The 24091-nt window shown below is 65.1% G+C and carries 21 protein-coding genes and 1 pseudogene; 6 read left to right on the top strand and 16 right to left on the bottom strand.

The window, feature by feature from the left end; translation table 11 throughout:
• Positions 1-19: 19 nt before the first annotated feature.
• The 5 genes from ACLL97_RS19825 to ACLL97_RS19805 all read right to left on the bottom strand — a co-directional run bounded on the left by ACLL97_RS19825 (position 20) and on the right by ACLL97_RS19805 (position 7848).
• A complete protein-coding gene (locus ACLL97_RS19825; protein ID WP_411282213.1) occupies positions 20-346 on the bottom strand; it encodes a nucleoside triphosphate pyrophosphohydrolase family protein in 327 nt (108 codons plus the stop codon).
• A 62-nt stretch (positions 347-408) separates the two neighbouring features.
• Entirely contained in the window at positions 409-1806 is a 1398-nt protein-coding gene (locus ACLL97_RS19820; RefSeq protein WP_411282212.1) for a S8 family peptidase, read from the bottom strand.
• An 83-nt stretch (positions 1807-1889) separates the two neighbouring features.
• The gene (locus ACLL97_RS19815; RefSeq protein ID WP_411282211.1) at positions 1890-2762 is read right to left on the bottom strand and encodes an HDOD domain-containing protein; all 873 of its coding nucleotides are present in this window, start codon (positions 2760-2762) and stop codon (positions 1890-1892) included.
• Entirely contained in the window at positions 2759-4546 is a 1788-nt protein-coding gene (locus ACLL97_RS19810) for a putative bifunctional diguanylate cyclase/phosphodiesterase (protein WP_411282210.1), read from the bottom strand. The genes ACLL97_RS19815 and ACLL97_RS19810 overlap by 4 nt, the downstream gene beginning before the upstream one ends.
• On the bottom strand, positions 4543-7848 hold the full coding sequence (locus tag ACLL97_RS19805; RefSeq protein WP_411282209.1) for an ATP-binding protein: 3306 nt from the start codon (positions 7846-7848) through the stop codon (positions 4543-4545). The genes ACLL97_RS19810 and ACLL97_RS19805 overlap by 4 nt, the downstream gene beginning before the upstream one ends.
• A gap of 178 nt (positions 7849-8026) precedes the next feature.
• On the opposite strand from ACLL97_RS19805, the gene ACLL97_RS19800 reads away from it, so the two are divergent.
• Positions 8027-8275, top strand: coding sequence for a hypothetical protein (locus ACLL97_RS19800; protein ID WP_411282208.1), 249 nt, complete (start codon positions 8027-8029; stop codon positions 8273-8275).
• Complete coding sequence (gene queG, locus ACLL97_RS19795) at positions 8275-9369, top strand: tRNA epoxyqueuosine(34) reductase QueG (RefSeq protein ID WP_411282207.1); 1095 nt, start codon at positions 8275-8277, stop codon at positions 9367-9369. The genes ACLL97_RS19800 and queG overlap by 1 nt, the downstream gene beginning before the upstream one ends.
• Here the strand turns inward: queG and ACLL97_RS19790 are convergent.
• Both ACLL97_RS19790 and ACLL97_RS19785 read right to left on the bottom strand, forming a co-directional pair.
• Positions 9332-10033, bottom strand: coding sequence for a hypothetical protein (locus ACLL97_RS19790; RefSeq protein WP_411282206.1), 702 nt, complete (start codon positions 10031-10033; stop codon positions 9332-9334). The genes queG and ACLL97_RS19790 overlap by 38 nt on opposite strands.
• Before the next feature lie 5 nt (positions 10034-10038).
• Positions 10039-10563: a hypothetical protein gene (locus tag ACLL97_RS19785; protein ID WP_411282205.1), complete on the bottom strand. Its 525-nt coding sequence runs from the start codon at positions 10561-10563 to the stop codon at positions 10039-10041.
• 227 nt (positions 10564-10790) lie between these two features.
• Here ACLL97_RS19785 and ACLL97_RS19780 point away from each other — a divergent pair, with 227 nt between their 5' ends.
• Entirely contained in the window at positions 10791-11165 is a 375-nt protein-coding gene (locus tag ACLL97_RS19780) for a hypothetical protein (RefSeq protein ID WP_411282204.1), read from the top strand.
• Here the strand turns inward: ACLL97_RS19780 and ACLL97_RS19775 are convergent.
• Positions 11142-11834: a hypothetical protein gene (locus ACLL97_RS19775; protein WP_411282203.1), complete on the bottom strand. Its 693-nt coding sequence runs from the start codon at positions 11832-11834 to the stop codon at positions 11142-11144. The genes ACLL97_RS19780 and ACLL97_RS19775 overlap by 24 nt on opposite strands.
• A gap of 11 nt (positions 11835-11845) precedes the next feature.
• Positions 11846-12358, bottom strand: coding sequence for a winged helix-turn-helix domain-containing protein (locus ACLL97_RS19770; RefSeq protein WP_411282202.1), 513 nt, complete (start codon positions 12356-12358; stop codon positions 11846-11848).
• 171 nt (positions 12359-12529) lie between these two features.
• Between ACLL97_RS19770 and ACLL97_RS19765 the strand changes: the two genes are divergently transcribed.
• A complete protein-coding gene (locus tag ACLL97_RS19765) occupies positions 12530-12871 on the top strand; it encodes a hypothetical protein (protein ID WP_411282201.1) in 342 nt (113 codons plus the stop codon).
• Here ACLL97_RS19765 and ACLL97_RS19760 read toward each other — a convergent pair.
• A pseudogene (locus tag ACLL97_RS19760) lies at positions 12831-12926 on the bottom strand (hypothetical protein); the annotation flags it as partial. The gene ACLL97_RS19765 and the pseudogene ACLL97_RS19760 sit on opposite strands and share 41 nt — an antisense overlap.
• Positions 12927-13246: 320 nt before the next feature.
• Between ACLL97_RS19760 and ACLL97_RS19755 the strand changes: the two are divergent.
• Both ACLL97_RS19755 and ACLL97_RS19750 read left to right on the top strand, forming a co-directional pair.
• Complete coding sequence (locus ACLL97_RS19755; protein WP_411282200.1) at positions 13247-13510, top strand: DUF2442 domain-containing protein; 264 nt, start codon at positions 13247-13249, stop codon at positions 13508-13510.
• 212 nt (positions 13511-13722) lie between these two features.
• Positions 13723-13959 carry a hypothetical protein gene (locus ACLL97_RS19750; RefSeq protein ID WP_411282199.1) on the top strand — a complete coding sequence of 79 codons (237 nt, stop codon included), beginning with the start codon at positions 13723-13725 and terminating at the stop codon, positions 13957-13959.
• Positions 13960-13970: 11 nt separating this feature from the next.
• On the opposite strand, the gene ACLL97_RS19745 is transcribed toward ACLL97_RS19750, so the two are convergent.
• The 6 genes from ACLL97_RS19745 to ACLL97_RS19720 form a co-directional block, all read right to left on the bottom strand.
• On the bottom strand, positions 13971-15317 hold the full coding sequence (locus ACLL97_RS19745) for a type II toxin-antitoxin system HipA family toxin (RefSeq protein WP_411282198.1): 1347 nt from the start codon (positions 15315-15317) through the stop codon (positions 13971-13973).
• Between the two features lie 9 nt (positions 15318-15326).
• Positions 15327-15659 carry a helix-turn-helix domain-containing protein gene (locus ACLL97_RS19740; protein WP_411282197.1) on the bottom strand — a complete coding sequence of 111 codons (333 nt, stop codon included), beginning with the start codon at positions 15657-15659 and terminating at the stop codon, positions 15327-15329.
• A gap of 674 nt (positions 15660-16333) precedes the next feature.
• On the bottom strand, positions 16334-17821 hold the full coding sequence (locus ACLL97_RS19735) for a DUF1501 domain-containing protein (protein ID WP_411282196.1): 1488 nt from the start codon (positions 17819-17821) through the stop codon (positions 16334-16336).
• A 19-nt stretch (positions 17822-17840) separates the two neighbouring features.
• Positions 17841-21419 carry a DUF1553 domain-containing protein gene (locus ACLL97_RS19730; protein ID WP_411282195.1) on the bottom strand — a complete coding sequence of 1193 codons (3579 nt, stop codon included), beginning with the start codon at positions 21417-21419 and terminating at the stop codon, positions 17841-17843.
• 119 nt (positions 21420-21538) lie between these two features.
• Positions 21539-23116, bottom strand: coding sequence for an FG-GAP repeat domain-containing protein (locus tag ACLL97_RS19725; RefSeq protein WP_411282194.1), 1578 nt, complete (start codon positions 23114-23116; stop codon positions 21539-21541).
• Positions 23117-23605: 489 nt separating this feature from the next.
• Entirely contained in the window at positions 23606-23908 is a 303-nt protein-coding gene (locus tag ACLL97_RS19720) for a hypothetical protein (protein WP_411282193.1), read from the bottom strand.
• Between the last annotated feature and the right edge of the window lie 183 nt (positions 23909-24091).

Genomic DNA, 24091 nt, shown 5'->3' with positions numbered 1-24091 from the left:
CCCAGCCCTTGGTGCCCGACTATTCGGTGCGATTGCGACTCCGCTCGGTGTCGAACCCGTCGGGATAGCGCTTGCGCAACTTGTTGATATTGCGCTGGGCGATGTCGTCCATGCTGAGGCCCAGCACGGTGGCGAACGCACCGATATACCACAGGCAGTCGCCCAACTCTTTCACGAGGGCGTCCGGATCAAGCGTCGTGGCATGAAAGAGATGCTTCTTGATGACTTCGGCCACCTCGCCGGCTTCACCGGTGAGGCCGAGAGCGGCGTTGGCCAGCTGCTGCTCGTGCGTGCGGTCGCGCCCGAGGGTCCGGGCAGCGAGTTCCTGATACTCGTCGAGGGTCATCGCGATCGTGGGTTGAGGACCCGCGAAAGCTAATGACCCGCGACGAATCGTTGATCGACGAGTTAGAAGCCGCCGACGTTCAGGCGCTTGCCGCTGAGTGTCTTGGCCGCGAGCGACGGTGTGGTGATTCCCTGCGCGAGAATCGCGGCCTTGATCGCGGCGGCCGATGAACCCGGATTACGCGCCGCGTAGTACGCCACTGCGCCGCTGACATGCGGCGTCGCCATCGATGTACCGCTGTAGCTGGCGTAGCCAGGAACGACCTTGCCCTTGGATGAGACCGGAACGGTCGACCAGATGCCACTGCCCGGTGCGCCGATGTCGATCGTCGTCGCGCCGTAGTTGGAGAAGGAGCTGATCGCACCGGTGCTCGTGATCGACGCCACCGTGAGCACGTTGGCGCTCGCGTACTCCGCCGGATAGCACGCCGTTGACGTATCACAGTCGTACGTGCTGTTGCCTGCCGCAGCGACAAACAGAATGTTTGCCACGTTGGCACGACTGATGGCATCGGCGAGTGCCTGCGAGAAACCACCCCCGCCCCACGAGTTACTCGTGGCGGCGAGGTTGAGATTGTGCCTTGTCTTGAGATCGGTGAAATAGTCTACCGCCTTGACCGCGTTCGCCGTGGTGCCGCCTTGGCTGCCGAGGAACTTGCCACTCATCAGCTTCACGGAACTGCACACGCCGACCACACCCGCGCCATTCCCAACCGCGCCGATCGTACCGGCGACATGAGTACCGTGATCGTCGCCCGCTCCATCGAACACCGAGCTGTTGTTTCCGGCGAAGTCCCATCCGTACACATCGTCTACGTAGCCGTTGCCATCATCGTCGATCCCGTTGCCTGCCGTCTCGCCCGGATTCTTGAACGCGTTGGCGGCGAGTTCCGGATGCGTGTACATGTATCCCTCGTCGATGATGCCGATCACCACCTCGCTGCAGTTGGCACCTGCCGCCCACAACGAAGTGCCGCCGATGCCATACTGATTGGCTGGCGTGGTGAGCGAGCCGTACATGCCCCAGAGGGAGCCATTGGCGTAGTACGTATCGCTCACGGTCGCATCCGCCGTGTACACCCAGTTTGGCTCGGCGTACTCCACCTCCGCGCGCGCCTTGAGCGCTTCGATCGCATCGGGCACGTTCATCGACGTGCGCAATACCGTGATGCCTTCGCTGTCGCCACGGCCACGCATTGTCGCGGTCACGATCTTCTCGTCGACCTGCGCATTCGCTGCGCGCATGATCGCCCCACGCGACGCGCTCGAGGCACCAGCCCTGAAGCGCACAATCACTTCACCCGGCACAAACTCCGGCGCGCGAGCGACCGACGCCTGCGGCGCCGCCGCCAGCGCGGCGTCGGTGGGATCGGTGAGCGATGTCTGCTCGGGAGAACAGGCGGCCAGCACGATCGCGGCCGCCGCGAACGACGACTTCACGGCACATGAACGACCCTTCATACAGGAACACTCCACAGCACGGGGGATGAATAGGCTGTTGGACGGTGCGATCCGTTCAACGACCTGTCAAGCGCAATTGTCACTTATGCCGCGAGTAGTCCCACTGTTTGTTCAATATCGCTGCTCAGTTGTGTTTCAATGTCGGCGAGGTCAGCCGCGCTCAACCCGAGCAGGTCACACACACCATCACGTGGTACGTCACGCCCCACGCTGCGCGTGAAGCCGCCACCAACACGACCAGCCAGAATATCCGCCACGTGAATGATCGCTGGTAATCGCTGGTCAGCCGTGTCGAGCGCCATCGGATCGTGGTGATGGCCGCACGCCTTGGCGAGCGCGTCGGGGAAGCGCCACTGCTCGCACAGCGCCTTGCCGAACGCCTCGTGCGTGGCGCCCAGCCACTGCGTCTCCGCGTCGGCGAATGACAGCGACGCGTTCCGCGAGGTGGCGTCGATCAACAACGTGAACTCGGTGATCGAGGCCTGGATCTCCACCAGCAGACCGATATCGTGCAGCAAGCCCGCAAGCATCGCCTCTTCGGGCGGGATGCCGCGTCCCCGCTCCGCGATGCGACGCGCGGCCGTGCCAACGGCCACCGAGTGCGTCCACAGGTCGGCCGCTTCGAAACCAGGCACCGTGCGGCCACCGCGGAACAGTCGGTTCAGGCTCGCCGCCAGCGCGACGTTGCGGATCGCGTTCACACCCAGCAGGCGCATGGCCGCGGCCGTCGAGCCGACCTGGCGCGGGCGTCCGTAGAACGCCGAGTTGACCACCTTCAACACGCGAGCGGCGAGCGGCGGGTCACCCTCGAGCACCTCAAGCAGATCGTGTTCGGTCGACGTCGGATCTTCGGCGATCTTCATGATGCGCATCGCGCTCGCCGGCAGCGTTGCGACCGCCGTCACTCGTTGCAGCGCGCTGCGGATGATGTGCTCGTTGATGCGCACCGTGGTCATGCCGCCTCGAATGCTTCGCGTACGAATCCCGACCACCACCCTTCGAGCTGCGAAGGCTCCATCGGCCGGGCGAGAAGGAAGCCCTGCCCCGCCGGACAGCCCAACGCCTGCAACAGCGCGAGCTGCTCAATCGTCTCGATCCCTTCGGCCACCACGTGCAGGCCCAGGTTCTCTGCCAGCGTGATCACGGCGTGCAGCAACGCCGAGTAGCCGCGTCCTCGGCTCACATTCTCGGTGAGCGCGCGGTCCACCTTGAGCACGTCGAACGGATACTCCTGCAGACAGGAGAGCGACGAATAGCCCGAGCCGAAGTCATCCATCGCCAGACGAATCCCCTCCGCCTTGAAGGCGGCCAGCAGTTCAGCCGCCATGACGCGATGCTGCATGAGCTGGGATTCCGTCACCTCGAGCTGCACCTGGTGCGGTGCGATCCCCGTTTCGCGCAGGATGCCCATGGTGCGCGGCACGAGATCCGGATCGGCCAGTTGAACACGCGAGAGATTCACGCTGATATAGGACGGCGCGAACTCGGGGGATTCCTTCTGCCACACCATGAACTGCCGGCACGCTTCGCGGAGCACCTGATCGGACAGCGGCAGAATGAGACGCGTCTCTTCCGCGACCGGAATAAACTCCGACGGCGCAATCATGCCGTGCACCGGATGGCGCCAGCGTACCAGCGCCTCCACGCTCTCGATGGACCGGTCGTCCAACGAGATGATCGGCTGATACACGACATACAGTTCTTGGCGCGCAATCGCATCGCGCAACGAGTTCTCGATATCAAGACGGTGCTGGACGGCGTCGCGCATGCTGGTCGTGAACATCGCATGGCAGGCCTTGCCGCGACTCTTGGCCGCGTACATGGCGATGTCGGCGTCACGCAGCATCTCGTCGGCCTGTGTGTACCCGGCGCTGCTATGCACGATACCGATGCTCGCGCTCGACCGCACCGTATGCGACTTCAGGAAGTACGGCTGCTCGAGTACGGTGAGCAGGCGATCGGCGACCGCTGCCGCCAGCTCGGCCGAGGCCACATCGTCGAGCACGATCACGAACTCGTCGCCACCCAGACGCGCCACGGTCGAACCGATCGTATCGCGTGTGATGCAATCGTTCACCCGCAGATTCATCCTGAGCCGCGATGCGATCTCGGTGAGCAGCAGGTCGCCGATATCGTGCCCCAGACTGTCATTGATGATCTTGAAGCGATCAAAGTCGATGAACATCACCGCGAAGGCGTAGCCGGACTCGAGCGCGGTGCGTTCGATCGCGGATTGCAAACGGTCATGCAGGAGGGCGCGATTCGGCAACCCGGTGAGCGTATCGATCAGCGCAGCGCGTCCGAGCTGCGCGAGCATGCGCTGTCGCTCGATGACCGAACACACACGGGCGCGGAGCTCCGCCCCAAAGAACGGTTTGCGGATATAATCGGCCGCTCCGGCGGCGAAGCAGGCGGTGAGCACCTGCCGACTCTCGCTGCCGGTAACCACGATGACCGGAATGCCGGCGAGTGCGGGTTCACTGCGCAGCTGGTGCAGGATATCGATGCTGGTGCCGTCCGGCAGCTCGTGGTCGAGCAGGATCAGGTCAGGGACCGTCGCGCGCGCCGCGGCGAGTCCCTCGGCGCCGTTACCCGCCCCCACGATTGTCGCCTGCAGTGGTCGCAGCATGGCGACGATCAGCGCATGGATGTCCGCATCATCATCGATGACGAGAATTCGTGCATTCTCAATGAACTCCCGTTCCGGCAGGGTGGGGCGGGCGGCGTGATGGTCGCTCATGAGGCATGCTCCAGCGTCCGGATCGCGAGGCAGCATTGGTCGAGCAGCAGCGCGACGGCGTCCGACAAATCCATGCCGGGATCGAACGTCCCGTCGGCGGTCACGCGGGCCCGCGCGTACTGCTCCACATGACGGGCGGCATCGCTGATCGACGGATAGCCATATCCACCGGCTGCGCCTTTGAGCTGGTGCGCCAAACGGGCGAGATCCACCAATTCGCCGGTGCTGAACGCGTGCTCGATACGCGCCACCTTGGCCGCCAGCCCCGCGACAAAGGCGTCGACCAGTTCGGTGAAATCGGGATCGTCGCGCAGGTCGCTGTACAACATGGGCTGAGGAAAGATTTCGATCGACCGCGGTTCGGATGCGTCGTCGGGGGTCGACTGCATCCAGCGGGCGCAGGCGGCGATCAATATGCCACGATCGATCGGCTTGCTGGCGTAGTCGTTGCACCCGGCATCGAGACACTTTTGTCGGTCGTCCGCCATGGCATGCGCGGTCAGTGCAATGATGGGAATCCCGTTGCCCTGTGCTCGCAGCGTGCGCGCCAACGTATACCCGTCCATCTCCGGCATCTGCATGTCGGAAAGCAGGAGGCCGAACGGCCGACCGGCAGCGTCGGCGGCCGCCATCAACTCGAGTGCGCGGCGCCCATGCTCGGCGATGACCACCTCGGCGCCGGCCTTTCGCAGATGATGCGAGATCAACCGCTGATTGTCTTCGCCGTCCTCCGCGAGCAGGATGCGGCCGCGGAGTGCGACCGCATACGCACCCGTCGCGTCCAACGCCGACGGCGTGGCAATGCAGGCGTTAAGATCCTCGATATTTTGCGCTCCCTCTACCGCGTGGAGCGGAAGCGTGACCGTAAAGGTGGATCCTTCGCCGAGCGCCGTCTTGACCAGTTGCACGTCCCCGCCCATCAGACTGGCCAGCCGACGGCAAATCGTGAGCCCAAGCCCAGTGCCGCCGTGCTTGCGCGTGACCGACGTATCCGCCTGTACGAACGGCTGGAATAGATGCGTCGCCTGCTGCGGCGACATGCCGGGGCCGGTATCGACGACGGCGATGCGAACCGCCGGCTCGCCGGCGAGCGTACTCACGTCCACCTGAATATCGATCTGCCCGTGTGACGTGAACTTGGCGGCGTTGCCAACCAGGTTCATGAGGATCTGTCGCAGGCGGGTGGGATCGGAGAGGACCCGATCCGGAATTGGCGTCAGCAGGCGCGTTTGCAGTACGACACCCTTCTGCGCGGCACGCGAACGCATCAGGCTGTCCACGTCGAACAGCACGCGCGGCAGATCGGTCTCCACACGCTCGATGGCCATCCGACCGGCTTCGATCTTCGAGATGTCGAGAATATCGTTGATAACCGTGAGCAGATGTTGACCAGCGCGACGGATCGTGCTCATCGACTGCAACTGTTCATCGGACGCGCCGTGACGAATCGCTTCGTCGCGCAGCAGATCGGTGTAGCCCAGGATCGCCGTGAGCGGTGTGCGGATTTCGTGACTCATATTGGCCAGGAACTCGCTTTTGCTCTGGCTGGCCGCTTCGGCGCGTTCCTGTGCCAGCCGTAACTCCTCCTCGCGCTCGATGGCGGCCGTCACGTCCATCACGGTGCCGAACATGCCGGACACGTTGCCCGAGGCGTCGTACCGTGCACGGCCCTCGGCGCGCACGTAGCGCACGCCATTGGCACCGCGCGAGGTCTGCAGCAACAGCGAGTAGGGCGTTCCGGTGGTCGCCGTGCGCTGCACCGCCTCATGGAGTGGTGCGGCGTCCGCCTCGACGAAGTCCGAGAGCATGTCCACGTAGGCCGGCGTCCCGTCGTTCGGATCGCGCCCGTGCAGCCGGAAGGTCTCCCTCGACCATTCTCTGTGATTCGTGACAATGTCATGCGACCAGCTGCCAAGGCTGGCGACGGTCTGCGCTTCCTCGAGCATCCCGGTGGTGCGCTGCAGTGCCGCGAGTGCACTCTCTGCCCGGGCCCGTTGGGCGTCAAGCGCCACCCGCGTTTGTACCTGCTCCGTAATGTCACTTTCGATCGATATGAAGCCGGTGAGCACGCCACGTTCGTGAAGCGGTTCAATTGAGAGGTCGAGCCAGTATTCGCTGCCGTCCTTCATGCGGTTCAAAATCTCGCAGCGCGCCGACGTGCCCTTGTTGAGGGCGTCGTTGAGCAGGCGCACGGTCGCGGGGTCGGTGTTGGCGCTCTGCAGCAGCTCACCGGGACTGCAACCGACCGCTTCGTCGAACGAGTAGCCAGTCAACCGGGTAAACCCGTTGTTTACCCACGTGGTGAGCCGGTCGGCATCGGTGATCATCACAGCATTGCTGGTGCGTTCGGCCACCATCGCCAGCCGCCGGAACTCGACGCTGCGGGCCGATGCAATCTGGTGCTGCTGCTTGAGCAGGCGGATCACGGGCTCGATCACGAGCAGCGCGATAATGCCGATCAGCATCTGCATGAGTAGCGCAATCATCCACGCCGACCGGACGCTGCGTCGGACTCTTTCTTCCGAGTACATCTGCAACGCGCTACCGGTGGCTTCCGCGACGACCATCAGCGCGTCAGCACGCCGTATCACTTCGACGGCCGCCGCACGGCGCGCCGCACTTCGGACGGGCGCGGCGAACATCGCGACGGTCGATGCCGCCAACGCATCGCGCGGCGGCGTGGACGCCGCGATGGCATCGCGCGCGTTCTTGGCGGCAGCGAAGGCGGCCACTTCAAACGCCGCCGTGAGCGAGTCGAGTTGTACGGCGCCGGTTTCGAGATTGGACGTGGCCGCACGAATGGAGGTCTCGACGAACGGGTTGTCGATCGCGTCGGGCGCGTGGCGTGCAATACGCTGTGCCAGCGCGCTCTGGTTCCCGGCTAAACGCACGAGTTCCGCGGTACGCGCGAGGCGGGCGGTGGTCGAGATTTGCCCCCATAGCGACGCTGCCAGCACCGCGGCGATGACCCCCATGGAACCCAAGACGGCTACGCGAACGCGCGTGTGCGGGCTATTGAGCGCGCGCCCGGAGCGGCTGAAACGGTCGAGAGACATGCGGGCATCGACGTGACGCCGATACATGATCCACGCGTAGAGCGGACCGATGAGCAACGCCAGTCCGGCGGCATCGAGGAGACTCCGCGTCCAGTCGGTCAGCTCGAGATCGGCCAGTTCGATCGCGCGGTTTAGGCAGAGTTCACCGATCGCAATACAGCCGACCAGCAGCAACGTGTCCACCCACCAGGGGCGTTCACGCGGCGGCTGGCTGGTGGTGGGCGTGCTGGTGTCGGAGTGCGACATGACCGTGCGAATCAGAGGGAGGGGAACACCGTGCGCGTGGCGTCGTCGGCGGCGGCGGCGGCAGCGTACCGGGAGAGTGTCGACCGCTAGGGCGAACCGCTTTACCGGCGTGGAATATTTGGCCGGGATTTTGGTGTGACGAACGCATTGAGCGCCCAGAAGGCCCTATATTTTGCGAATGGCTTGGCTCCCGCTTACCCTGACTCTCTCGCTCCGCGCGATCGCCAACCCGTTCCTGGCCATGGACTTGCTCCGCGTGGCCTGGCGGTTCCGACACCGGCATTGGTTCCGCCGGTTTCCGTTCCTGCCGCTGCCGGCGACCAGTTATGTGAAATGGCGTATGTACACGGCCTACGGACAGGAAGACGCGATTCCGCCGGCCGACGACGTGATCGCTTTCGCCCGCTGGGTCGGACGCCAACCATAGTGAGCGACGACGGCGCGGTAGATCTTTCGCGGCGTCTTAAAGCGCAGGCCTTCGGCTTGGGTTTCGATCTGGTGGGGATCACCTCATTGGGGCCTCCGGCCTCGCGAGCCCGGTTCGATGCCTGGCTCGAAGCCGGCTATCAGGGCGAGATGGGATATCTCGCTGGTGAGGGTGCCGAGTTACGACGCGACAGTCGCCGTCCGCACGCCGGGGCCACTCACGCGATCGTGCTGGCCACGCAGTACGGCGGCCGCGAACCGAGCGGACCGGTGGCGCGCTACGCGCGTGGCGACGATTACCACGAGCTGCTACGCGAACGCACGCGTGCCCTGCACCACTGGCTGGAAGCGGTGCTTGACCGCTCGATCCACGCGAGGCCGTACGTGGATAGCGGCCCGGTGTTGGAGCGGGATCTCGCGCAACGCGCGGGGCTCGGGTGGTTCGGCAAGAACACGATGCTGATCAATCCCACCATCGGCTCGTTCTTCTTTTTGTCGTCGTTGTTCGTGGAGGTCGACGCCGGCGTCGGGCTCGCGGTGGACGATCCGTTCGAGGCCGACCGCTGCGGGAGCTGTACGCGCTGCCTGGATGCGTGTCCGACGCAGGCGTTCGTGGAGCCGCGCGTGTTGGATGCAACGAAGTGCATCAGCTATCTGACGATTGAGCTGCGGGGGGCGATTCCGGAGGGGCTGCGGGAGCAGATGGGCGGGATGATTTATGGGTGCGATGTGTGTCAGGAGGTGTGTCCGTGGAACGTGCGGTTCACCACGGCCATGCGTGAACCGGCGTTCGCAGCGCGCGACCTGTTTCTCGAGGCGGGATCACGTGACGGTACGCGCGCACTGGCCCGCAAGATCCTGATGATGGCGCCGGCCGATTACGCTTCCGCTTTCAAAGGCAGCGCGATCAAGCGCGCCAAGTTGTGGATGTTGCAGCGCAACGCGTGCGTCGTGCTGGGGAACGTCGGGACTACGGCGGATCTTGTGGTGCTCGAGGCGATGCTGTTGCACGAGCATGCGGTGGTGCGGGCGCATGCGGCGTGGGCGTTAGACGGGATCACTTCATCGAGGCCAATTGCTGAAACCGCCGAGTAACGGCATCGACCAGTCCCGGCACGCGTCGCGCGTCGGGGAGATTGCCCTCGAGAATTCCGGCTGACCACGGCGCATCGAGGAACGCGGCGGTCTCGGTGCGAATGAACATGCGCACCGCCGGCGGCGCGGCCTGCACGTCGTCGAGGATCTCGGCACGACCCGCTACCACGGTGACGAGATCTTCGAGATCGTGACTACTCATCGGATCGGCTGCGCCGCGCGACGCAAACGCGACCCACTTCGTGGCCAGAAAGGCGGCAGCCGATGCGACGCGCACGACCAATCCTGGCTCAATCGTGAACGGTGACGCGCTTTCCACGGCGTACGGATACCAGCGGTTACTGAAGCCGAGAATTGCTTCGTCCAGCGGCATCACGTCGAGCACAAGGTCGTCATCGGTGCGCATGCGGCAGATCGGTGCGTGTGCTCGCTGATCCGGCGAGAACCCGAGCGCGATAAGTCGCATCTGGAGGTCATGGTACGCGCGGCGCGTCGTCACGGGCACCACCACATCCACGTCATCGGTCGGGCGAATGCGAACCACGGTGGTATCGGTGACGAGTAGCTCCGTCACCTGACCGCCCACAAACACGAACTCCCCGAGCAGCGGCCGCAGCAGGCGCGCTGTCCGTACGAGGCGGTCTCGATTTGGGCTACGCGACATGGTGGTCACACTGCCGCCGATTCGGACGGCGTCAACATGATCCGTTCGCGCAGTAGTTGCTTCGCGCGTGTACGCTCCCGCGCGCGACCGACGCGAACGGCATCGACGAGCGCGAGCAGTTCATAAAGCGCCGGATTGCGTACCGCCGTCGCCGGCGCGGCGGCATACAGCGGCACGACGCTCGCGCCGCGAACCGCTCCCTCAATGCTCGGCCAGACGAGTGGGTCCGACACGCCGAACTCGGCGGCGAGTTCGCCCGCCGAGTGCGCCGTGGGGACGCCACGCGATTCGGCGCCGGCTTCGGCGGGGAAGGCGTAGGCGATGCCCGATCCGAGAAACTCCAAGACCGCGGCGCCGTGCACCCGCTGCGCGTGGGCGAGCACCAACCGCGCGCCGCGGAGCCGTCGCACAGCATTATGAACCTCGCCTTGGCTCAGTCCCGTCGCCACCGAGAGCGCGGCGTACGTCGCGTCAGGCGTCAGCAGCAGTTGCAGCGCGACCGCGATATCCTGTGGCTTGAGCGGGGGCATCGGTTAGAATCGGAGGTGGGGAGCACTATGTTCACACTTCATGAATCTTGAATGCCCAGCACTGCGAAGTCAATCTTTGTGGTGGGCGTGATCCCACATGAGCTGCCGCGTCAGGCCGCACCGCGACCGGCTAACCCTTTTGTTTGCTGAGGGTTCGGGTTCCCGTCGCCAGCGGAATCAGAAAACGGTTTTGCCGGCACACCTCCCAGGAGGTGTGTCCGTGGAATGTGAAGTTTGTGCAGGAGCTGCCGGAGGGGTCGGCATTTGCGCCGCGGTCGATGTTCGTGGACGCCAGCTCACGTGACGGCACTCGCTCCCTGGCCCGCGAGATTCTCATGATGGAGCCGTCCGATTACGCCGCCGCGTTCAAAGGCAGCGCCATCAAGCGCGCGAAACTCTGGATGCTCAAGCGCAACGCGTGTGTCGTGCTCGGCAACATCGGCACCGCGGATGATCTCGCGGTGCTCGAGGCCATGCAGTCGCACGAGCATGAGATGGTGCGTGATCACGCGGCGTGGGCGGCTCAACACATCGACTCCGTCACCATCACCGGTTCGGGGTTAGACGTCACCGGCCGTTCAGACCGCAGCGAGTGCGCGTAGCCGAGCAACCACATCGTCGGCAAAACCAGGAAACCGCTGCGCATCCGGGAGGCTTCCCGCGACGATGTCGTTGGCCCACCGGTTGGCCAAGAACGCGCGCGTTGATGCTGCGATGAAGCGGCGCGGGTCGGCAGCGCTCGATGCGACCTCCGCGATGACCTGCGGTCGGCCGGCCATCACCGTGATGATGTCTTCGAGGTCGTGACTGAGGAATGGATCGTCGGCGCCGCAATCACGGAACGCCTCCCACTTCGTGGCGAGAAAGGCGGGTGCGCTGATGGCGTGGATAACGAGGTCCGGCTCGAGCTGCCTATCGGTGGCCGTGTCGAGCGCAAACCGGTACCAACGATTGGAGAAACCCAAGACGTTCTCGTTCAGTGGCATGACATTGAGGACGAGATCGTCGCCCGTGCGCATACGGCAGATCGGTGCGTTCAGACGTTGGTCGGGAGAAAATCCGAGCGCCATGAGCCGCCTTTGGATGTCATGGTACGCCGTTCGTGTGGTCACGCGCGCCAGAACGTCAACATCCTCGGTCGGTCGAATTCGGACGGCGGCTGGCTCGGTAATCAAGAGTTCAACCATCTGTCCGCCGACAAACACCACGTCGGCGAGCATCGGTGCCATCCGTCGCGCGGTGCGCAGCAAACGATCCCGATTCGGGCTCATGGTGGATGCCGTCACACGAGCGCAGTCGCCAGGAGTCGTTCTTCCAGGAGTATCCGCGCGCGGTGCCGTTCGCGCGCGCGTCCCACCCGAAGGGCATCGACGAGCGTCAGCAGGTCGTATAAGGCGGGGTTGCCTTTCGCGGTGGCCGGGGCGGCCGCATACAGGGGTTCAATCGCGGCCCCCCGTCGATCCCCGTCGATCGCGGGCCACACCAACGGGCTCGCATCCGGAAAGTGGCCGGCGAGCGGAGGGCCAGCGAAGGCGGTTGGTACGCCGCGCGCCTCGGCGCCGGGTTCGGCGGGAAACGCATACGGGACACCGCTGGTGAGGAACTCCAGTAGTGCCGGCACACGGGCGGCCCGGATATCCGCTCGTACTAGGCGGGCGTACGCCAGACGCTTGACGGCCCCATGCACCTCACCCTGGGATAGCCCGACGGCCTCAGCGAGGGCTCGGTACGGCATTCCCGGGTGGAGCGCGAGCTGCAGTGCAATCGCGACGTCGTGGGGCCGAAGTTGGACCATGGCGGCGTTCGTCCATGGTTTATAAACCGCGAACACTATAGTTCGCTGTTCGTGAACCGTGAACGCCAATGTTACGCGAACGACGAACACTTGGCAAGCCGCCGGGGCATCCCCATCCCGCATCGCTCTTCCCTCGTAACTGCTGGCTGCGCTTCCCGTTCGGAGGGCTGTGTGTCTGCCGCCCCCATCGGATGCGGTTCGGTCTATACCGGCTTGGTGCGGGTCGGCCGAAGCGTACGCCGTCCCGTGCTGAGCGGGATCACAAAATGGGTATACCGCCACATCTCCCAGGAGGTGTGTCCGTGGAACGGGCGGTTTTCGCAGGAGGTGCCGGAGGGGTCGCCGTTTGCGGCGCGGGCAATGTTCGTGGAAACAGGCTCACGTGACGGCACACGCGCCCTGGCCCGCGAGATCCTCATGATGGAGCCGGCGGACTACGCGGCGGCGTTCAACGGCAGCGCGATCAAGCGGGCGCGGTCATCCACTGGACGCCGCTTCCCCATTGCGCGATGAGGCCGAGAGCATGGAAGACGCGGCCGATCACTCGGTTGCGGAGCTTGGAGATGCCGCGCTTGAGGCTTCGGCTTCTGTCGACGCCGTCGAAGCGGCCGGTTGGGATTGAAGGACTCGGAAGCAGCTCGGAAGTCGATGGCTTCCGAGTCGAGGTCGGCCATCGGCTGCTCGTCGACGTCTCCCCGCGAGCGGCGCGCCGAAGCTCTGGATGTTGCCACGGAATGCGTCGGTGGTGCGGGAGAACAGCGCGGAGCCCTAGCTTCATTGCGTGTCTCCGACGCTCCTACGTGAAGGCCCGTTCCGGCGCTTTTTCTTCTCTCGTGACGAGGCCCGCAGGCACGTGCATTGTTCGCCGTCACCTAAAGGAGATTCGCGATGCTTGGGTCCGCCACTTGGGTCGCTGAAGTCACGCACGTCTCGCGGCATGGATTCTGGTTGCTCCTCGGCAACGAGGAACTGCACGTAGCGTTCGCCGAGTTTCCATGGTTCCGTGCCGCAACCATCGAGCAGATCACAACTCGCGACTGGCCGACGGCGGATCACCTCTACTGGCCGATGCTCGACGTGGATCTGGCTGTGTCGTCGATCAGGACGCCGACGAATTTTCCGTTGGTCTCGCGGGTACCAAGTAGCGGGTGATCCTGCGCGTTGCCTGGCCCCAGAGAGTCGGGCAGGACACCATAGCCCGTCATGTTGAGTTCCGAACCGAGGAGTCGACGTGGTCCTTGGCGGTCGCGGTCGTACTATTGATCCGCTATCTCGTTGTCTTCCTGAGAGTTCGCCGCCCAAGCGCCAGCGGAATCACACCATGGGTAGAGCGGCACACCTCGCAGGCGGTGTGTCCGTGGAACGTGAAGTTTGCGCAGGAGTTGGCCGACGGGTCGGCGTTTGCGTCGCGGGCGTTCATTGCGGGCAAAGATGCGCGGACGCTGGCGCGGGAGATTCTCGCGATGGTGCCAGCCGACTACGCGGCGGCGTTCAAGGGCTCGGCGATGAAGCGCGCGAAGTTGGGGATGTTGCAGCGGAACGCGGTGGTAGCATCGGGGAATCTCGATGGCGGTCTCGAAACAACTGGAGACGCGGCCTAACCCATCAGCCGCTACACGAAGTTCTCGGGGACTGGGTACTCGAAACCCTCGTCCACGAACGCGGAGGCGACGGTCGCGCAGTCGGCAGCCGTAGCACCGTGCGCACGCAACACGCCTTCCCATTCGCCACGCACGATGTCGACCAGCCGATCGATGACGGCGTGCGCCTCGGCCTCGGTGAAGTCGAAACGCTTCGCCTGCGACGCCAGATTCCCACGAGACGCACGGCGACCGAAGCGGCCGCCAATCATCGCCAGATCACGCTCGTGTTGGCCGGGTCGCGGCTCAGGAGTGATGTCGTAGGCTGGCGCGAGCTGCCATCCGCGCGGCGGCGCGATCAACGCATGATTCCGTGGGTGGTCGTCAAGATTGGACACGAGGGCGTTGAACACCATGCGGCGAAACAGCTCGTGACGATCCGCGCGACTCTGTATCGACCAGCGGCGCAGTTCGTCGGCGAGCACCGCGTACGACCATTGCGCACGCGCGTTAGCCGAGTCATCCGCATCGAGTACGGTGAGCGCACTGACCATGCGATGACGTACGTAGCGCGGCGTGTCGCGCGTGTCATGTACGAGCCGCTCGCGATCAAAGCGTCTCACCAGCAGGACCTGCGCGGCGCCGATCCGCTCGATGCGCGTGGGTGGTGTGCGTATCTCGCAGCGCTGCGCGAGCGCCAAGAGACCGGCTTCCACGGTCGCGTTGGTCCATCGGTCGTCGCGCGACGGAAATTTCGCCAGCCAGAGGCCGTCATCGTCCTGCACGACGCTCTTCGGTCGGGCGCCACCCATCGACGTGCCCGGTTCCTTCAGCACCAACGCCGCGTGCTGTAACTCAGCGGCGAGGCGCGGACTTGACGCGTCGTCCTGGAGCAGCCGGGCGGCCTCGAACAGCTCCGGCAGTTGCACGATGCGGTTGTAGCTCCACAGCGGCGAGGGCGGCGTCGGCGATCGGCCGAAGGACAACGCGCCCGCACGGTCTTCGGGCGAGTGCAACAGGTACTCGACCTCGGACAGCTCCGCTCGATGCAGTGCATGCTCGATCACTCGGCGCCCCCACGTATCCGGCGAGGCATCGCGCAGGGCGCCGAAGATGCCGCCGAGCTTCGCCGTCTCGACCGTGCGTGGCGTGAAGGGTAGATGAATAGGATCCAACGCCACCGCATCAGTGCGTTCGAGATAGCGCCGACCGTACACGAACACGCCAGTCACCGCGCCCGTCCGCGACTGACGTTGCTGATACCGCCCGCAGGTCACGACCTCCGTCGTGCCGGGGAGCTGCACGTACACGTAGCACTCCTGGTCGCGGTCAGGCGGGCGAGTACGGTCGGCGGACGCTGGAGTGTTGCGAGCGGGCATTTGTGGAGATCAGAAATCGTTATCGAGCGCGCGCGCCGGCCGTACGCGTTCGCCTAGACGCGCAGCGGCCAGCGTCTCGCCCTCGGGGTCGCGCTCGGGTCCCGCAACGGCCTGGAGCTGATCCACGAGGCCGAGGGCCCACAGGGCAGCCGCATAGGCGGCAATGCCGGTGCCGGGCGCCCCTGCCTCGATGCTTCGAACGGTGTTGACGTGCACGCCGGCCTTGTCGGCCAGATCCGCCTGACGCCAACTGCGTCGCATGCGCGCCGTGGCCACGTTTCGGCCGAGCTGCACCACCGCGTCTTCGACGGCGGCGGCGGTGTTGAGTGGCTGACGTCCCATGAATCCTCTCGGTTGTTACTCTATATTTACCGTCTTTAAGCCATTTAAGCAATATATTAATGTGGTTCAGGATTTCTTTGTGATGGGGAGCCCCGAGATCGCCAAGAGACGTCCGGAAGCGAACGACATGGGCTGGGCAGACTATTCCAGGGTTCGACTCCTCGGACGGCCCATGGCGGCCATGCGGCAGGCGACAATCCACGCGAAAACACCGTGTTCTGAGCACCGAGTCGGTGAGGGCAGGACGTCGCGATGGTCCGCCCCACTCACGGTCCTTCTCGCCGCTCTCCCTCGATTTACTGCGTGTCCTCGCACCGACCGCGCCGCTTCCTTGACGGGGTGTCCTCGCGCGAGCTGGCGCTACGGCTGCTGGGGCTCACCGTTCCCGAGTACAGGGAACTGTTCCGAGGATCAGCCTTGGAGTGTGCCAAACTCTCGGGTTTACGGCGTAACGTGGCCGTGGTCCTTGGCAACACTGGTTCGTCCGACGATGTACCGGCGTCGACGTCTGCTTGGCCCGATGCCGACACCCTGCTCCGACGGCCCTTGGGCCTTGGGTCTTGGGCTTTGGGTCTTGGGTCGGTTCGACTCACCAGAGGGTCGGGCGTGCTTGCCAGAGCGCTTGACCGATGAATCCGATGCGGCGGTGCTGGAAGAAATTGTTGGGTGCCGCCTCAGGCGATGATGTCGTGAATCACCTTGCCGGCGACGTCGGTCAGCCGGAAGTCGCGACCGCTGTAGTTGTAGGTCAGCTTCTCGTGGTTGATGCCGAGCAGGTGCAAAATGGTCGCGTGCAGGTCGTGGATGTGCACGGGGTTCTCGACGACCTTGAAGCCGAAATCGTCGGTGCGGCCGTAGGTGATGCCGCCTTTCACGCCGCCGCCGGCGAGCCAGATGCTGAAGCCGAACGGGTTATGGTCGCGCCCGTTCGTGACCCTGCCGCCCGCACCGCCACCGCCGGTCTCGAGCACCGGCGTGCGTCCGAACTCGGTGCCGCAGACCACCAGCGTGTCGTCTAACAGGCCCCGGGACTTGAGGTCCTTCACCACGGCGGCGAATGCCCGGTCGGAGTTCCTGGCGTTGATGCGGTGCTTGTTGATGTCGTCGTGGTGGTCCCACGGATCACCCTTGGCGTAGTACACCTGCACCATACGGACGCCTTTCTCGACAAGCCGCACCGCCGTGAGACAGCCCCTGGCCGTGCTTCCCGGGCCGTACAGACGCTGCGTGGCCTCGCTCTCCTTGCGGATGTCGAACACGTCGGGTGCGTCTGTCTGCATGCGATAGGCGGTCTCCATCGCCTTGATGGCGCCCTCGAGCTCCTCGTCGTGCGGCCCGACGCGCTGCATGCGCATGCGGTTCAGCTTCTCGACCAGGTCCACTTCGCTGCGCTGGTCGCTGAGCGACGTGGAGTCGGAGTGGATGTTGGGGATCAGCTCGTAGGGATCGAAGTCGTCCGCGAGACGCGGCGTTTTGTCGGAGATGAACGTGCCTTGGTGCATCGCGGGCAGGAACCCGTTGCTCCAGAGCGGCGGCCCGACCACGGTGGGCTGATCGGGGCAGAGGACCACGAAGCCCGGGAGGTTCTTGTTCTCGGTGCCGAGGCCATACGTGAGCCATGCTCCCATTGACGGGCGGCCGGGCTGAATGTGCCCGGTGTTCATCATGAGGAGCGACGGCTCGTGATTCGGGATCTCCGTGTGCATCGACCGGATGACGCAGATGTCGTCCGCGATCCCCCCCACCTCGGGGAACAGCTCGCTGACCTCGAGGCCGGACTTCCCGTAGCGCGAGAACTTGAACGGCGACTTCATGAGCGATCCGGTCTTCCGCTCGGTCTTGATCGCGTTGGGAATCGGCTTGCCGTCGTATTTGTCCAACTCGGGCTTGGGGTCGAAGGTGTCGACCTGCGACACGCCCCCGTTCATGAACAGGAAAATCACGTTCTTGGCGCGTGGCTTGAAGTGGGGCCTGATCACCCGCTCGCCCATCGACGACAGCACCGAGCTCGACGCCTCCGCGATGGAAGCGCCCACCATCTGCGCAAACGCCATCATGCCAAATCCGGCGCCCATCGTCCTGAGCGCCTCGCGTCGCGTGCGGGGCTGGGAATTGACCCCGCAGCCCTCGTCATGCCCGCCCTCTCCGTGCCCGTGTGACATTCGTGCTCCTTAACGCTTTTCAGTCGATGAATCGGAATTCCGCCGCGCTGAACAGCGCCCGTGCGTACTGCGTCCACGCCTTCATGGACACCCGGCGCGCCAGCAGCTCCTTCCGCGCCTGCTCGGCAGCGCCCTGCTCGGCAGCGCCCTGCTCGGCAGCGCGCTCCGCGCCCGCGACCTTGGCGGCAACGGCCGTCGTGCCTTGGACCTTCGTTGTCTCGGGTGCGGCCTTCTGGGCCACGGCCTTCGTTGCCTCAGCCTTCGTTGCCTCAGCCTTCGTTGCCTCGGCCTTCGTTGCCTCGGCCTTCGTTGCCTCAACCGCGGCCTTCGCCGTCTCGCTCACCAGCAATGACGCGCGCTGACTGGCCAGGAACGAGAGGCCGAGCGCGATCTCGTCCGCCGTTGCGTCCCGGCCGTAGAGCAGCGGATAGGCCGCACGAATCATCGCGCGATCGTCGAATTTCTTGGGCGGCGGGGGGCCGGCTGCCTCCGCAACCGTGTCCGCCGCGGTCGTCGCCACGGCCTTCAAGGCGGTGCGGCGTGGAATCGCCGCCCCGCCGGCGGGGATCTGCGCAGCCACGGAGTCAGCGGTCGAGTCCGCCAGTCGCCTCACCAACGCCTGGGCCTGCCGCAGCACGAACGGGGAGTTCATGAAGTACAGGCTCTGGAGCGGGACGTTGGTGGCGAACCGACGTTCGGCGCTCAGGCTTGGACTCGGGAAATCGAATGTCTGCAGGAAGATGTGTGGCTGGAATCGACTCACGCTCGAGTACAGCGTGCGGCGGTTGTTCTTCTCGTCATCGAGCTCGCGCGACGGCCCGCCGATCGAGTCGACGAGTTGACCGGACACCATCAGCAGCGCATCGCGGATCCCCTCAGCTTCGAGGCGCTGACGGTTGAACCGCCACAGGTACTGGTTTTCAGGATCGATGGTCGCGGACTTGGCGTCGTGGTCCGAGGCCATCTGATAGACCGCGGACAACATGATGTCCCGGTGCAATTGTTTGATGGACCGTCCCTTCGCGACGAACTGCGTGGCCAGATACTCGAGCAACTCGGGATTCGTGGGCCGCGCCCCCGCAAAGCCGAAGTTGCTGGGCGTGCGCACGAGCCCAAAGCCCATGTGCCAGCCCCAGACGCGGTTCACGATCACGCGCGCGGCGAGCGGCTGGTTGGCGATGTCTTGGGCCAGCTGGAGCCGGCCGCTGCCCTCCGAATAGACCGTCGGGGTGCCGGTCTGCAGCACGAGCGGGAAGCCGCGCGGCACGCGCTCGCCAAGGTTCAGCGGGCTGCCGCGGATGTGGAGCGCGATGTCCTCGAGGGACCCCTTCGGCTTGTCCTCGACGCCCATGACGAACGGGATGTCCGGCAATGCCTTCTCGAGGCGCTTCACTTCCTCGCGCAGGGAGGCGAGGTAATCCGCGGAGACGCGGCTGAGCTGCCGCTCCAAGCCCCAGCCGTTGAAGCGCAGCAGCGCCGGCTTGGGGAAGAACGTTTCGAGTTCGTTGTCGAGATCGACGGCGTACACGTCCACGTACAGGTTGAACCGCGACCGATCCATCGTCGCCAGCTCGAGCTGGTGCTGGTCGAAGAAGCTCTCGAAGCCGTTGGGCATCGGGATGGACTTCACCTCCTCGAGCGGCGTGCCCTTGGCGATGATCCGCTTGTTCTTCTCCTCGAGCTTCTTCTGCTCCATCGTCACGTCGATGAGCAGACGCTGGAAGGCATCGGCCAGCCCCTGGGCCTTCTTCTTCGCCTCGGCCTTGGCTTCGTCGGTCGTGCCCACCGGCGCCGCGATCATCGCCTGCCAGTCGGTCAGGAAAGGGTAGTGCTTTGGCGGATCATCGAGGAAGTCGACCCATCGTTCCAACGTTTCGAGGTCCAGGCGCGCCTCGAGGGCCGCGCGCTCCTTGGGGAGCTGTTCGCGGCCGGTCACCCTCCACGCCGCCATCATGTACTTCGAGACCTGGAGCGTGAGCACGCGCGTGAGCTGGTCGGACTCGGTGCGCATGTACTCGCCCATGCCCTCGTTCAGCTTCTTGATGAACTCCTTGTCCTTCTTGAATTTGTCGGCGCGGGACGAGTCGGCGATCGGGTACTCGTGATAGTTGGCGTTGTTGAAGATGCCGGCCAACGCGTAGTAGTCGTGCGTCCCGATGGGGTCGTACTTGTGGTCGTGGCAGCGCGCGCACCCAACGGTGAGCCCGAGGAAGCCCCGTGTGGTGACGTCGACGCGGTCGTGGCGCTCGTCCGCGCGCGCCACGGGGGGATCGGCGAGATCGTAGTACCAGGGGCCCTGGCCGAGGAAGCCAAGGGCGGGCAGCAGGTCCTTACGGCGCGGCCCAGGCATCTGGTCGGCCGCCAGATGCGCCATCACGAGTGTGTCGTACGGCATGTCGGCGTTAAAGGCGTCGACCACCCAGTCGCGGTACACGTGGGCCATCGGGTATCGCTCCCGACCCGAGCCGTCCTGGGCCAGGCCGCGCGTGTCGTCCTCCCCGTAACGCATGACGTCGAGCCAGTGCCGGCCCCATTTCTCGCCGTAGTGGTCGGAGGCGAGTAGCCGGTCCACCACCTTCAGGAATGCGGCGCCGCTGGTGTCGGCGAGGTAGGCGTCTACCTCCTTCCTCGTGGGCGGGAGCCCGATGAGGTCATAGGTCGCCCGGCGGATAAGCGTGCGCTTGTCGGCGGCACGGGTCGGAGTGAGCCCGTTCTGCTCGAGCTTGGCGAGCACGAAGCGATCGATGTCGGTCTTGGCCCACCCGGATTTCGTTGGCGTGGGGACCTTGATCACCGGATGCGGGCTGAACGACCAGAACTCGCGCTCCGTCTTGGTAGCGGCGCGGCGCAGGATGGTGATGGGTGCCTCGGCCTTCGCCCACTCGGCGCCGGCCTGGATCCACTCCACGAATCCCTGGATTTCCGCGTCCGTCAGCTTGGCCGCGTTGCGGGGCATGCGCAGATCCTCGCGCTCGTGGCGCAGCGCCGCGACGATGAGGCTCTGCTCGGGGTTGCCGGGAATGACCGCGGGCCCCCGGCCTCCGCCCTTGAGGATGCGCTCGCGCGAGTCGAGACGCAGGCCCCCTCGCTCTTCGCTGGTGTGGCACGCGAAGCACTTCTGTTCGAGCACCGGACGGACCTTGTTCACGAAGATCCGGGCGCCGGGTGTCATACCGCCCTCGCCTTCTCCCGACACCGAGGCAACAAGCACGATGGCGGGCGCGGACTCCGGCCAGGGCGCCCCCATGCGAACCCACTCCGCCAGTCCCTCGATGTCGCGAGCCGACAGGGCCGGTGCGTCTCGTGGCATCTCCATCTTCGCGATCTGGTGCCGGACCGCCTTGATCAGCAGGCTGGCGTCGGGGTCGCCCGGGATGATGGCAGGGCCCGACTTCCCGCCGGCGAGGAGCTCTGCCCGCGTCGTGACTCGCAAGCGGCCGCGCGTCTTCCCCTCCGAATGGCACTCGGCGCACTGCCTTGCCAGAATCGGCCGCACGCGGGACTCGAAAAAGTCGTCGGAAGACTGTGCCGCGACCGGCGAGACGGCCGCGGAGACCGCAGTGGCGAAGCACGCGAGGAGCGTGACGAGGGGCTTCATGGCAGGGGGTGGTCCAGAACGAGGGTACGCCTCCAGCCGAAACCGGCTCAAGGTACGAGAGGAATACGGGCTAGGGTCGTACGCTGTCAAGTAAAAAAAGGATCATCATGTAGGTCTCATCAAGAGGCCGGTACGGCGCGACAGGTCTCGTTCCCTGCTGCGTCCACCGCGCACACCTGGAGGCCGCTGGCATTCGTCGGGACCTCCGCACGCCAGAGATACTCCCCGTACCACACAAGCGGCGTCGCACCCGCCCCGGCGGGGGAGGTCCAGCGCACCTCGACACGCCGCCACTCGGTCGACAGCGTCGGACTCTTACGGTCGTGCACGCGCGCCCGTACGAGCACGCCGTTACCCGACGGCGCCTGCGCGAGCGGCCCCACGACTGGCGGGGAGACATCGCGTGCGAGGCCCCGCCCCAGGAAGATCCGCTCACGTTCGGCGCCCTTTACCTCGCCCTGCGCCTGCACGACGTCCATCCGCCCATCGCCGTCCAAGTCGCCAATTGCCAGCCCAAGCGTGCCCGGGGTCTTATCTCCCACGAACACCTCGTTGGCGGTCCTCAGGTGGCCTTTGCCATCATTCAAAAGGACCCGGTCCGGCCCGCTCAGCGAGCCGATCACGAAATCGGCGTCGCCGTCCGAGTCGACATCGAGGAACGCCACGACGTTATCGTCCTCGCCGATGTTCTCGCGGTCGGGCCACCAAGCGTCGGTCACGTCGAGAAAGCGACCCTTCCCGTTGTTGCGCAAGACGTGCTCTCGGCGGCTGTCGCCAACCCCACCCACTATGTCGCCGTCGTTCACGGTGACGAGGTCGAGAAAGCCGTCGCCGTCGAGGTCCATCGCCTCGTACTCGTAGTTGTTCGTGTATTGCGGGAGACCACGTGGTTCGGCGGCGAACTTCCCGAATCCATCATTGCGGTACAGCGAACCGCCGCTGCAGCGCTTGCAGGACACCAAGACGTCGAGGTCGAAATCGTTGTCGACGTCGACGAACTCCAGATCCCATGAGAAGCGTACCAGTTCGTCCGGGAGTCGCGCCGCCGTGACGTCGGTGAAGCGCCCCGCGCCGTCGTTGAGCCACAGTCGGACACGACCACCCGCATTGCTCATGTTGTTCCCCGGCCCCCAGTCAGCCAGCACGAGGTCCAGATCACCATCTCCGTCCACGTCACCGGGCTCGGCGTCACCGACGCTGAGGACAACGGCGGGAAGGTGCGTCCCGGTGCGCTCCACGAATCCTCCCGAGCCGTCGGCCAGGTACAGCCGACTCTGCGTCTGATACGTTGTGCCGACGAAGACATCGACCCGACCGTCGCCGTTGAAATCGCGCGCCTTCACCACGCGGGCGATGTCCGGCGAGGTGCCGAACACCGTCGTGGTCCTCTCGACGAACGGCTTCCCCGGACCCGCGTTGTAGAAGGCCCGGTTGAGTTCCGGCGTGCCGGGCGTCGAATAGTCGCCTCCGTTGGCAAACAGGAGGTCGAGGAGTCCGTCCCCATTGAGATCAGCCAGCTCGACCTTGTTCGTCCACTCGGCCGTAGTCGTGAGCAGCGCGTCCGTCGCTTCAACCCACAGCGCGCGGGGGACCGGGGGCTGGGCCGCCGAGGCGTCCGACCGGCCGACCACGTTGCGCGGCGCGCAGGCCGCCACGAGGAGCGCGACGGCCGCCGCGAGCGCGAGACGACGGGGCACGGTGGGTGGGTGATGGATTGGAATTATCACAACTCGGTTGGGGTCGGTTGACTATACGGCCCGATCGCGGACCACGCGACTCGCGCGTCCTCGGTCGCGTCCTCGGTCTCGCCCGGCGGCCGTGGCCGGACATCGCGCCGTATCCTCGACCGTCCCCGATTGAGATTCTGCTTCCGTCGGCTGGAGGGGTTCTGCGATCCACGCTGGTCACACCGCCGTGAACGCGGATGGCGCCGACATGATCCGTTCGCGCAGCAGTTGCATGGCGGTATTCACACTTCATGAATCTTGAACGAGCGCACGGCGAAGTTAATCGCCGGGGTGGGCGTGATCCGACGAGGAAGTCTGCGCCACTTCGCACAACGAGTGTCAACTCTCTGTCTTGCCAAGGGTTCGTCGCCCCAGTTGCCAGCGGAATCAGGAAAATGAGTATTGCGGCACACCTCCCAGGAGGTGTGCCGCTCGCAAACCGCCAATTCAGCGAAGCGACTACGACAGTCGCTCACGTAGGTACGCCGCCACCTTACCATCGTCCGCCTGACTGATCGCGACACGCATCGTCAGCGCGTACAACTCCGACCCATCGACGTGCAGCGCGGCCCCGTTCTCCGCGAGGAACACCAAGGCACAGGCGAGTCCCGAGCGTTTGTTGCCGTCGACGAAACCCTGTGCCCGTGCGAAGCCGACCAGTATAGAGTGCCGCCAGATCAGCGACATCCGCCGACGGATCGTCGTGCCAGCGCTGTTTCGAGCGCGCGAGGGCGGACACCACCACATGCTGATCGGGGACATCGTGCGCTCCGCCGAACCGCTCGACCTGCTGCGCGTGGATGGCCAGCAGCGTCGTTTCCGTGAGCCAACGTGGCTCGGTCGACACGGACGCCGCCTACTTGGCGAGCGCGCGAAAGACGGCGTCGTATTCCGCCATGATCTTTTCGTGCACCGCCACCGCCTCGGCGGTGTCCGGTGTGTGTG

Origin of the sequence: Gemmatimonas sp., from assembly GCF_046594945.1 — a bacterium.
GTDB lineage: Bacteria > Gemmatimonadota > Gemmatimonadetes > Gemmatimonadales > Gemmatimonadaceae > Gemmatimonas.
Note: the sequence above shows the minus strand (reverse complement) of the source record. Positions and strands in the feature narration are given on the sequence as shown.